General features: G+C 64.9%; 11 protein-coding genes, 3 tRNA genes and 1 pseudogene. 5 read left to right on the forward strand and 10 right to left on the reverse strand.

Annotation, left to right across the window (positions count from 1 at the left end):
• Positions 1-188: 188 nt before the first annotated feature.
• From ACE3SN_RS14510 to ACE3SN_RS14525, 4 genes are all read right to left on the reverse strand, one after another.
• Positions 189-265, reverse strand: a tRNA-Pro gene (locus tag ACE3SN_RS14510).
• A gap of 22 nt (positions 266-287) precedes the next feature.
• Positions 288-364 (reverse strand) — tRNA-Ile (locus tag ACE3SN_RS14515).
• A gap of 42 nt (positions 365-406) precedes the next feature.
• Positions 407-1,411 (reverse strand): polysaccharide deacetylase family protein, encoded by a 1,005-nt coding sequence (locus ACE3SN_RS14520; RefSeq protein ID WP_374531193.1) that lies wholly within the window; start codon positions 1,409-1,411, stop codon positions 407-409.
• 55 nt (positions 1,412-1,466) lie between these two features.
• A complete protein-coding gene (locus ACE3SN_RS14525; RefSeq protein ID WP_374531195.1) occupies positions 1,467-3,227 on the reverse strand; it encodes a sensor histidine kinase in 1,761 nt (586 codons plus the stop codon).
• A 206-nt stretch (positions 3,228-3,433) separates the two neighbouring features.
• Between ACE3SN_RS14525 and ACE3SN_RS14530 the strand changes: the two genes are divergently transcribed.
• Positions 3,434-3,898: an Lrp/AsnC family transcriptional regulator gene (locus tag ACE3SN_RS14530; RefSeq protein WP_374531213.1), complete on the forward strand. Its 465-nt coding sequence runs from the start codon at positions 3,434-3,436 to the stop codon at positions 3,896-3,898.
• 8 nt (positions 3,899-3,906) lie between these two features.
• Complete coding sequence (locus ACE3SN_RS14535; RefSeq protein WP_374531197.1) at positions 3,907-4,161, forward strand: hypothetical protein; 255 nt, start codon at positions 3,907-3,909, stop codon at positions 4,159-4,161.
• Between the two features lie 16 nt (positions 4,162-4,177).
• Here the strand turns inward: ACE3SN_RS14535 and accC are convergent, their stop codons facing one another.
• The 5 genes from accC to ACE3SN_RS14560 form a co-directional block, all read right to left on the reverse strand.
• Positions 4,178-5,527: an acetyl-CoA carboxylase biotin carboxylase subunit gene (gene accC, locus ACE3SN_RS14540; protein WP_374531199.1), complete on the reverse strand. Its 1,350-nt coding sequence runs from the start codon at positions 5,525-5,527 to the stop codon at positions 4,178-4,180.
• A gap of 14 nt (positions 5,528-5,541) precedes the next feature.
• Positions 5,542-5,991 (reverse strand): acetyl-CoA carboxylase biotin carboxyl carrier protein, encoded by a 450-nt coding sequence (accB, locus tag ACE3SN_RS14545; protein WP_374531201.1) that lies wholly within the window; start codon positions 5,989-5,991, stop codon positions 5,542-5,544.
• A gap of 168 nt (positions 5,992-6,159) precedes the next feature.
• Positions 6,160-6,597, reverse strand: coding sequence for a type II 3-dehydroquinate dehydratase (gene aroQ / locus ACE3SN_RS14550; RefSeq protein ID WP_374531203.1), 438 nt, complete (start codon positions 6,595-6,597; stop codon positions 6,160-6,162).
• Between the two features lie 75 nt (positions 6,598-6,672).
• Entirely contained in the window at positions 6,673-6,939 is a 267-nt protein-coding gene (locus tag ACE3SN_RS14555; protein WP_374531205.1) for a hypothetical protein, read from the reverse strand.
• A gap of 168 nt (positions 6,940-7,107) precedes the next feature.
• The gene (locus ACE3SN_RS14560; RefSeq protein ID WP_374531207.1) at positions 7,108-7,521 is read right to left on the reverse strand and encodes a holin family protein; all 414 of its coding nucleotides are present in this window, start codon (positions 7,519-7,521) and stop codon (positions 7,108-7,110) included.
• 128 nt (positions 7,522-7,649) lie between these two features.
• On the opposite strand from ACE3SN_RS14560, the gene ACE3SN_RS14565 reads away from it, so the two are divergent.
• Positions 7,650-8,423 carry an enoyl-CoA hydratase-related protein gene (locus ACE3SN_RS14565; protein WP_374531209.1) on the forward strand — a complete coding sequence of 258 codons (774 nt, stop codon included), beginning with the start codon at positions 7,650-7,652 and terminating at the stop codon, positions 8,421-8,423.
• Positions 8,424-8,456: 33 nt separating this feature from the next.
• Here the strand turns inward: ACE3SN_RS14565 and ACE3SN_RS14570 are convergent.
• Positions 8,457-8,533 (reverse strand) — tRNA-Pro (locus ACE3SN_RS14570).
• Positions 8,534-8,810: 277 nt separating this feature from the next.
• Here ACE3SN_RS14570 and yajC point away from each other — a divergent pair.
• Positions 8,811-9,149: a preprotein translocase subunit YajC gene (gene yajC, locus ACE3SN_RS14575; protein ID WP_374531211.1), complete on the forward strand. Its 339-nt coding sequence runs from the start codon at positions 8,811-8,813 to the stop codon at positions 9,147-9,149.
• Between the two features lie 36 nt (positions 9,150-9,185).
• A pseudogene (locus ACE3SN_RS14580) lies at positions 9,186-9,996 on the forward strand (protein translocase subunit SecD); the annotation flags it as partial.

A 9,996-nucleotide genomic window follows, 5' to 3' on the forward strand; every position in this document is an offset into this window, starting at 1 on the left:
CATCATGTCGGTATATTGCCCGGCCGAAGCCGCCGACGCGCCCTTGCCCGGCGCGATGAAGCACCACGTCGAAGCCGCCAGAAACAGCGCCGCAAAGGCAATGGCGATGGAGCGCGGGAGGCGTTCGAGCATGGTTGCAGCTTTGCGGCATTCGAGATGCCCGGGCAAGCCCGCACGGCGTGGCTGGTTGGTCGGGGAGACAGGATTCGAACCTGCGACATCCTGCTCCCAAAGCAGGCGCGCTACCGGGCTGCGCTACTCCCCGACCGGGAGCCATGTTCATCGGGTGGTAGGCCCGGCAGGACTCGAACCCGCGACCTAGCCGTTATGAGCGGCCAGCTCTAACCAACTGAGCTACGGGCCCGTCCAGCGAATGAACCGGCGCGGGTTAGCTTGGTGCGACCAGTTAAGCAAGCGCGATGGAGTCGATGATCTCGGCGACGCAGGTCGGTGTCGCGCCGCGCTCGCGCAGATAGGCAAAGGCGGTGCGCCACCAGTCATAGAGCCGGTCGAGGTCATCCTCGCTGCGCACATAGGGCGTGTAACCGGGGGCGAGCGAGGGACTGTGGAAGCTGAACACCAGCACGGGCAGCCCGCTGTCGAGCGCAATGTCGATTCCGCGCAGGGATTCCTCGCTGGTCACGCCTTCGGGGGTGAGGGGGATCCGCTCCATCAGGCCAATCCGGGCGAGCGCTCCGCGCAGGCGCGGCACGCGCCACATCATCGGATAAAGCCAGGGGCCAAGCTGGCGCAGGGGCCCCCAATAAACGGTAGTGAGCGGCAGTTCGAGCAGGCCCCTGCTGCGGTTGATCCAGTACGGCACCACCGGGAAGTCGCGGAAATTGGGTCCGCCAAAGGCGCTGTAATCGAACCGGCTGCGCACCGAGCTATCGATCGCGATGCCGTTGTCGCTCAGAATCTCTGCCGTGTTCGGTCCCACGCCATAGCGTCCGGCGCGGTAGATGCGCGGGCTCGCGCCAAAATTCTTTTCGATCGTATCGCGCAGGCGCTTGAACTTCTCCCGCTCCAGTTGTGGCGGAAGATTGCCCGCGAATGAGTTATATTCATTGACCTGTTCGTCGTGCGGCGGGCTGACCCAGGGGTGCAATTGCACGCCGATCTCGGCCTTGCCCTCGGCCAGGGGCGTGCGCAGGATGTCGGCGGCGGCGGGCGATGTCGCGATCGGGTAATCGACCAGGTAGATCGGGACCACGCCCTGACCCTCGCAGAATTCCTGGAACTTGGCGAGCCGGGGCACGGTGTGAACAGTATGCGCGGTCCGATCGATCGGGCGGGTCCAGTCAAACTCTTCCTCGGTGTCGACGGTCAAAATGAAGCGCTGCCCGAAACCGGGCTTGAAGCGCGCCAACGCCTCTTCCTTGGGCAGGTCCGTGATGCGGTCGTCCGCCACCGGTGGAAATCCCCTCGTAACCTAAGGTTGCACGCCCACGCGAGGAGACCTGCGATTATCCCCCGGATTGATAACCAAGGTTATTGCTAGCTTCCTGCCGGGTCAAGCCCGGCAGTTCAAGTCGCAATCGGTCGTTCTTCCGGATCAGCGATCCGCCGGCCGCCTTGGCCTCGGCGCGGGCCAGGCGCAGGGCAAAACCCACCCCGAAAACACCGGCGGAAATCACCTGCGGAATGGTGCCGGCCGCAGCCTGGAAAACGTCGTCGCCCTCGCGCGAGGACAGTTGTGCGGGCAGCGCGATGTCGAACCGGACAACGCCGCGCTTGGCCCGCAGTCTGGCCTTGAGCAATTCTCCCGGCGCGCAGATCCCGGCTAGCGTGGCGAGCAGGCGCCAGGCAATCCGCTCCATTTCCAGCCGCGCCAAGCCTACGGCCAGCGGACCGTCCTCTACCTTGAGGTCAAAGCCGCTGCCGCGCTGCCGGGTATGGGCCGAAAGCTGGGCGATGGTGGCCTGAAGCACTTCGGCCGCGTCGGTATCGCCCGGCTCCAGCTCGATCGCCGCGCTGTCCAGCTTGGCAAGCCGTTCCAGCTCTTCGAAGGCCGAAAGCATGCGCGCCGCATCGCCGACGATGGTCGAGGCCAGTGCCCGGTATTCATGCGGGGTGGGACCGAACAACTGCTGCTGGATCACCTCGGCAAAGCCCTGAATCGCGTTCACCGGGGTGCGCAGTTCATGCAGCATCTGCCGGATGCGGTCAGACTCGGTGTCGCGCGCGGCTGGAGCCGCCGTGATCGCACCAGCTGCCGTCTCGGCATCGGCCAGGCGGCGCATCCGTCCACGCCAGCCCATGTGCCGTCCGCTCAAGGGATCAAACCAGGGCGCGGCATCGATCTGCCATTTGCCCGAGACAGCCGGTGCGCCGGCGATCGCGGCGCGTTGCGCACGGATCGGCTGGCGTCGCCGCAGGGCCTCAAGCAGCGCAGGATTGCCCGCGATCCCGCCCGTGCCATCGCGCGCGCCAAGATGCAGGCCGGTAACCATCGGCGCGACGCCGGGGTCGCTCCAAACGATCTGGCCCGCCGGATTGGTCGCGAAGTCGAAGGCGCGCGCGTGGGTCGGCACCGCAAGCACGTGGTCTTCGCCCAGCGGCAGACGGGGGGCATCGGCAGAGGGGCGCGGCTCGGCCCCTTCGCGCTGCTTGCGATAGGCTTCGATCTTGCGGACCAGTGCACCGATCCCCTGGCTCTCATCCTGGGGCCCGGTCGGCGGCGGGACCGGCGCATCGGCCACGGCTTCTGCTTGGGCCTGAGTGGCCGGCGCAACCGGGCGCGCAGGCGCGGAGGGCGAATCATCGTTTACGGCCTGGCTCATCCCGCCTGCTGGCAGGCCGCGCTCGTGGACGCCAAGCCGGTCGAGCTGGCTTGCCACTTCGGGCGAAAGGTCGTGGCGGGCGCGCAGATGGACGCGCGCCGCCGGGTGCAGCGCCGGCAGCAGATCAAGCCACTGTTCGGGGGCAAGCTGCGCACGGGTCAGCGCGGCGCGGGCAACTGCGGATTCGGCGGCGGCAAGCGTCGCGACCAGCCGGGGGGAGCGCAGCCGCAGCCCGTGCTCGCCAAGAATGGCCGCGCGCTGTTCGCAAGGAATGGCCTTTGAAAGCTCGCTAAGCCGGACGAAAGCGGCGTCGATCTGCTCTCCGCGCGCTTCGGCGGGCGAGGTGCCGAGCAGGTCGAGCAACTGGCGGTACTGGATTCGACGCAAGCCGGGGCCTTCTGCGCGATTGCGCAGCACCGTGCAAAGGCGATCGTCGAAACGCATGTCTGCTCCAGTTGCAGGAAGCCAGCCCGCCTGCAATTCAACCTACCAGACTTGTCCACGACGGGAACCGGCGTGAATGGTGCGTTGCAAAGTGGGACAGTTACGATATGAAACAATAAAATTATCGCGGGCAGACATTCTTAGCTGTGAATATTGCAGCGGCAGGGCATTGTTTTGCCCGTTTGACCGCGAAAGAGTGGGGCGTGATGGCAAATCTGGATTCAATCGACCGAAGGCTGCTGGCCGAGCTTCAGGACGAAGGGCGGGTGACCAATGTCGAGCTCGCCAACCGCGTCGGGCTGACCGCGCCGCCGTGCCTGCGCCGCGTCCGCGCGCTTGAGGAAGCGGGCGTGATCCGCGGCTATCATGCCGATCTCGATGCCTCGAAGCTGGGCTTTGCCATTACCGTCTTCGCGATGGTCTCGCTCAAGAGCCAGGCGGAGGATTCGTTGCGGGAATTCGAGACCGCGATGAAGAACCTGCCCGAAGTGCGTGAATGCCACATGCTGAATGGCGAGATCGACTTCATCCTCAAGATCGTCAGCAAGGACCTGCAGAGCTTTCAGGAATTCCTGACCAGCAAGCTCACCCCCGCGCCCAATGTGGCAAGCGTGAAGACCTCGCTGACGATCCGCACCGCGAAGCAGCTGCCGGGCGTGCCGCTGGAATAGCAACGGCGATGACCGATTGGAGCGACCGCGCGAAGGTGCTCGAATTGGGGGCGGCTTTCTGGGTTTCGGCCGAAGCTTCGACGATCAAGGGCAACGATCTGGTGGAGGGTGAACAGCTCCACTTGGCCCACGTCGGGTATAGCCGATATGATGGCTGCTACATCTATACCTTCGCCGCGCCCGACGGCAGCACCCGCCAGTTCTGGCTAGGTGACGAACAACCAGTCCAACTCCTGTTGCGCGCGCTTTTGCCGCTTCGATGAAGCGGCGGCGGCAGCGTTAGCCAGCCCGCTGCGCCAACCATTCCTCCAGCCACTTGATCGTGTAATCGCCGTGGATGAAATCGGGCTCGTTCATCAGCGCCTGGTGCAGCGGGATCGAGGTCTTGACGCCGCCGATCACCATTTCTTCCAGCGCGCGCTTCAGGCGCATGATGCAGCCTTCGCGGCTGCGGCCCGAGACGATCAGCTTGGCGATCATCGAGTCATAGTAGGGCGGGATCTTGTACCCGGCATAGAGCCCTGAATCGACGCGCACGTGCATCCCGCCGGCGGCGTGATAGTTCGTCACCAGGCCCGGCGAGGGGGCGAAGGTCCAGGGATCTTCCGCGTTGATGCGGCATTCGATCGCGTGGCCCTTGAACTCGATGTCTTCTTGGCGCACCGACAGCGGCTTGCCATCGGCAATGCGGATCTGTTCGCGCACCAGGTCGACCCCGGTGATCGCTTCGGTCACGGGGTGTTCGACCTGCAGGCGGGTGTTCATTTCGATGAAATAGAACTCGCCGTTTTCCCACAGGAACTCGATCGTGCCGGCGCCGCGATAACCCATGTCGGCCATCGCCTTGGAAACGATGCCGCCCATCCGGTCACGCTCTTCGGGGCTGATGACGGGCGAGGGCGCTTCTTCCAGCACCTTCTGGTGGCGGCGCTGGAGCGAGCAGTCGCGCTCACCGAGGTGGATCGCCTGGCCATTGCCGTCGCCGAACACCTGAAATTCGATGTGGCGCGGATTGCCGAGATACTTTTCAAGATAGACCGTGGCGTCGCCGAACGCGGCCTTGGCCTCGCTCCCGGCCTGCTGCATCAGGGTTTCAAGCTCGTCCGGGCCATTGCAGACCTTCATCCCGCGCCCGCCGCCGCCAGATGCGGCCTTGATGATCACCGGATAGCCGATTTCCTCGGCAATCTTGGCGGCTTCGACCGGATCGCTGATCGCGCCGTCGCTGCCAGGAACCAGCGGCAGACCGAGGGCGCCAGCGGTGCGCTTGGCCTCAACCTTGTCGCCCATGGTGCGGATGTGTTCGGGCTTGGGGCCGATCCAGGTGATCCCGTGGGCCTCGACGATTTCAGCAAACTGGGCGTTTTCCGAAAGGAAGCCATAGCCGGGGTGGATCGCATCAGCATGGGCGATCTCGGCCGCGGAAATGATCGCGGCGGTGTTGAGATAGCTGTCCTTGGCGGCCGGCGGCCCGATGCACACGGCATGGTCGGCCAGGCGCACGTGCATGGCATCGGCATCGGCGGTGGAATGCACCGCGATCGTCTCGATCCCCATTTCGTGAGCCGCGCGGTGGATGCGCAGCGCGATCTCGCCGCGATTGGCGATCAGCAGCCGGGAAATGCCCATGTGTTGCGCTCGCCTTACGCGATCACGACCAGCGGCTGGTCGTATTCGACCGGCTGGGCGTTTTCGACCAGGATCGCCGTGACAGTGCCGGCCTTGGTCGCGGTGATCGGGTTCATCACCTTCATCGCTTCGATGATTACCAGCGTGTCGCCCGCCTTGACCGTCTGGCCAACGCTGACGAAGTTTGCGGCGCCCGGTTCGGGCGCAAGATAGACCGTGCCGACCATCGGCGACTTGACCGCATTGGCATCGTCGGCCGGAGCGGCAGGAGCGGCGGCGGGCGCGGCAGCGGCGGCCGGGGCAGCCACGGCGACAGGAGCGGCGGCCACCTGCGCGGCAGCCACCTGGGTGACCTGGCGCGCGACCTTGATCTTGCGATCGCCGTCTTCGACCTCGATTTCGGTGAGGCCGGTTTCGGCCAGAAGTTCGGCCAGTTCGCGAACGAGTTTGCTATCGATGTTCATACCACCATTCCCGGAACGGCTGGCGCCCTTTGCGTCGCTCATGCGATCCCCTTGTTGAACCTGCGAAGTGGCTGCATGCAGCCCAGAACTGCGCCTATGCGCGGGTCATGAGGGAAGGGCAAGCGTGAAAACGGGGCTTTTCCCCTAGCGTCCACGGCACGGACGGCTTCAAAGCCGCGCGGCGGCTTCCAGCGCGATGAGATAGCTTTCCGCGCCGAACCCGCAGATCGTGCCCTTGGCGGCCATGCCGACCCACGACTTGTGGCGGAATTCCTCGCGCGCGTGAGGGTTCGAAAGGTGGACCTCGATCACCGGCGTCTTGATCCCGCGGATCGCGTCATGCAGCGCGACCGAAGTGTGGGTATAGGCACCGGCGTTGAGCAACACGGCATGAGCACCGCTTAGCCCGGCATTCTGGACCCATGTGACCAGATCGCCCTCGTGGTTGGATTGGCGCGCCTCGACCGAGAAGCCCAGTTCGACGGCGCGCGCGGCGATCCGTGCGTCGATGTCGGCCAGGGTCTCGCGGCCATAGATTTCCGGCTCGCGCGTGCCGAGCAGGTTGAGGTTCGGCCCGTGAATGACATGGATTATCTTGCTGGCCACGCGGGCGCTCCCCAAAAACCGGTCTTCCCGCTTCAATAGTCGCGCCGTGCCGTCAGGCAAGCGCGAAGCGCGGGGTCAGCCCTGCGTGGTGGGCGCGGGGTCGTCCGCCGGTTGCTCGGGTACCGGGTTGTCGGGCTCGGTATCGAGCACTTCCGGTTCGGCCTCGACCACGGCGGGAGCAGGTTCGGCGCCGGCCTTCTTGGCTGCTGCTTCGGCGCGGGCGGCGGCATCTTCGGCGCGCTTGGCAGCGGCTTCGGCGCGAGCCGCGTTTTCGGCAAGCTCCTGGTCGCGTCCGGAACAGCCGCCCAGCAGCAGCGCTGCGGCGGCGATTGCCGCAAACATCGTGCCCGGCCCGGCAATGAGGGAAATTTTCGCGCCCAAGTTCTGCATACTCCCGCGATGCCCGCAAATGCCTGCGGATCGCCAAGACTTGGCATAGCGCCAAAAAGTTACCCGAAACTAACCAAGCCGGGCTTTATCGGCAGGCGCTGGTCAAGGGGGCGGACGGCCCTACTTGTCGCTGCCGGCGATTTTGCCCCACTGGCGCGCTGCCGTGTAGCCAAGATAGCCAGTGCCAAACAGCGCATAGAGCGGCTCTGGCAGTCCGGAGAGATAGGCGTTCATGCCCTGGCCGTTAGCGATGGCCTTGTCCGGACTGAAGGCGGCCAGAACGCCCATCGGCAGGGCCCTGAGCAGCAGCACGTACATCACATAGAGGAAGCTCGGCCGTGCGCGGCTGGTCCACGGATCGTTGGAATTGGCTTCGGCGACGATGGCGGAAAGCCGGGTATTGATCTCGGCCAGTTCCTGCGAGCCCTGCAGTTGCAGCAGTTCCAGTTTGGCCTTGTCGCGGGCGGCCTTGTCGGGAATCACCTTGTCGATGATCGAGGCGATCGGAGAAATCAGCGAATCTAGCAGGGGCATCGGGTAGCTTCCTTTGGTTGGAAAATCCGAAATGCATAACCAATATGGTTAGTGTAGGAAAATTGTCTTGCCAAGCCCGCCGGCGCTGCCCGACCTTTCGGCTTACGGAGAGCGAGAGGCGAATTCAGATGGCGGATATCCGGATCGAGGTGGCTGGCGGGGTGCGGACGATCACGCTGGCGCGGCCTGGGTCGCTCAACGCGATTACCTCGGACATGCATTACCAGCTTGAAGATGCCTTCAATGCCTTCGCAACCACCGAGGATGAATACATCTGCGTCGTCACGGGCGAGGGGCGGGGCTTTTGCGCCGGGTCGGACCTCAAGGAGGCCGCCGCAATCGGTGCGCGGCAATATCCGCCGCATGGTTATGCCGGCCTGATCGCGCGATTCGATTGCCCCAAGCCGATCATTGCCGCGGTCAATGGCTTGGCGCTTGGCGGCGGGTTCGAGCTTGCGCTGGCCTGCGACATCGTGATCGCCGCCGAAAACGCGAGCTTCGGCCTGCCGGAACCGCTGGTCGGTGCGATTGCGCTGGGGGCGGGGTTGCACCGGCTGGTGCGGATGGCGCCGCTCAAGCAGGCGATGGGGATGATCCTTGCGGCCAAACGCGTTAGCGCCGCCGAGGGCCTGCGCATGGGGTTCGTCACCGAAGTCGTGCCCGACGATCAACTGGGTGAAGCCGTGGCGCGCTGGTGCGCCGACATCCTGAAGTGCTCGCCCGTTTCTGTGCGCGCCTCGAAGGCGCTCGTCCAGCGCGGGCTGGTGGCCGGGGATGTCGAGGCGGCGATGAAAGCGCAGCCGACAGAGCCCGCCTTCGTGGCTTGGCGCACCAGCGAGGACGCGCGCGAGGGGCCGCTGGCCTTTGCCGAAAAGCGTGCGCCGATGTGGAAGGGCAGATAACCGAGGCCCGAACGGCCGATCTGTTCGGAAAATTGGTCGGGACGAGAGGATTCGAACCTCCGACCCCCACACCCCCAGTGTGATGCGCTACCAGGCTGCGCTACGTCCCGACCGTGATTTTCCGCAGGACCGCATTGGCCCGGGGAGCCGCGCCTATAGGCAGGAGTGCGCGACATGGCAAGCGAGTCGGATGTGCGAATTTGCCGGGCGGCCAAACTTACCCTTGAACCCGCCCGGCAAGGTGCCATCTGAAGGGCGCGCCGGGCGGGGTGCCAACGGGGGGTGAGTGCGGGGCCGCGCGTTGCCTTCCTACGGCGTAACTGCTAGGCGCGCGCAATTCTGTCCGGCTCGCGCCGGATAACAGTTTCAGGAAAGCAGATTCCGATCATGACCAGCCAGCTCCTCTTCACTCTCGCCCAGGCCGCTGCTGCCGGCGATGCGCCACCCGCCTGGATGCAGTTCCTGCCGCTTGTGGCGATGGTCGGCGTGTTCTGGTTCCTGATCCTGCGCCCGCAGATGAAGCGCCAGAAGGAGCTGCAGAACAAGATCGGCGGGATCAAGAAAGGCGATCAGGTGCTGACCGGCGGCGGCTTCCTCGCCAAGGTGCTCAAGGTCGACGAACACTATGTCGATCTCGAACTCGGTCCCAATGTGAAGGTCAAGGCGCTCAAGTCGACGATCGCCGATGTCGTGCCGCCGCTCGGCTCGTCCGCCGCGAACGACTGATCCGGCATTTCCCGCTAGCAAGGCGATAGAAACGCGATGCTCGAATTTCCTACGTGGAAGAAGCTGTGGCTCTGGGCGCTGACACTTGTGTTCGCCCTGGCCGCGCTGCCTTCGATTTCCTCCGTCGCGGGCCTGCCCTGGCCGTCCGCGCTGCCCAGCCCCAGGGTCAATCTGGGGCTCGACCTTGCTGGCGGCAGCCACATCCTGCTTGAGGCCAATGCCGAGCAGGTGAAGCGCCAGCGCCTTGAAACCATGGAAGAAGACGTCCGCGCGCGGTTGCGCGCTGCGGACAAGCCGATCCGTATCGGCGACATTTCAACCCTGAATGGTGCCGTCAGCTTCATGGTCGCGGACCCGTCGCAGGTCGACGCGGCGCGCGAACAGCTCCAGACCTTGACCAGCGGCGCTCAGTTGACCGGCCAGCGCGACTGGGATCTGACCGTCGTCAACGGCAATACCATCGTCCTCACCCCGACCGAAGCGGGCATTGCCCAGGCCGTTACCCAGGCGATGGAAACCGCGACCGAAGTGGTGCGCAAGCGTATCGACGCGCTGGGCACCCGCGAGCCGACCATCATCCGCCAGGGCGACAATCGCATCGTGGTGCAGGTGCCGGGCCTCTCCGATCCCACCGCGCTGAAGAACCTGCTGGGTCAGACGGCCAAGCTGGAATTCAAGATGGTGGACGATACCGTCCTCACCACCGATCTGCAGCAGGGCATCGTCCAGCCGGGCGACGAACTCGTACCCTATCTCAATCCTGCCAAAGACGGCACGCTACCCGTTGCGGTAAAGCGGCTCGGCGGGATCAAGGGCGACCAGCTCTCGAATGCCCAGCAGAGCTTTG

The organism is Novosphingobium sp., assembly GCF_041915465.1.
Taxonomy (GTDB): Bacteria; Pseudomonadota; Alphaproteobacteria; order Sphingomonadales; family Sphingomonadaceae; genus Novosphingobium.

Bases quoted from the DNA above. Each gene is read 5' to 3' on its own strand.
- yajC (WP_374531211.1), top strand. From the start codon at position 8,811: ATGACCAGCCAGCTCCTCTTCACTCTCGCCCAGGCCGCTGCTGCCGGC.
- ACE3SN_RS14565 (WP_374531209.1), top strand. From the start codon at position 7,650: ATGGCGGATATCCGGATCGAGGTGGCTGGCGGGGTGCGGACGATCACG.
- ACE3SN_RS14525 (WP_374531195.1), bottom strand. From the start codon at position 3,227: ATGCGTTTCGACGATCGCCTTTGCACGGTGCTGCGCAATCGCGCAGAA.
- accC (WP_374531199.1), bottom strand. From the start codon at position 5,527: ATGGGCATTTCCCGGCTGCTGATCGCCAATCGCGGCGAGATCGCGCTG.
- ACE3SN_RS14530 (WP_374531213.1), top strand. From the start codon at position 3,434: ATGGCAAATCTGGATTCAATCGACCGAAGGCTGCTGGCCGAGCTTCAG.
- accB (WP_374531201.1), bottom strand. From the start codon at position 5,991: ATGAACATCGATAGCAAACTCGTTCGCGAACTGGCCGAACTTCTGGCC.
- ACE3SN_RS14535 (WP_374531197.1), top strand. From the start codon at position 3,907: ATGACCGATTGGAGCGACCGCGCGAAGGTGCTCGAATTGGGGGCGGCT.
- ACE3SN_RS14560 (WP_374531207.1), bottom strand. From the start codon at position 7,521: ATGCCCCTGCTAGATTCGCTGATTTCTCCGATCGCCTCGATCATCGAC.
- ACE3SN_RS14555 (WP_374531205.1), bottom strand. From the start codon at position 6,939: ATGTTTGCGGCAATCGCCGCCGCAGCGCTGCTGCTGGGCGGCTGTTCC.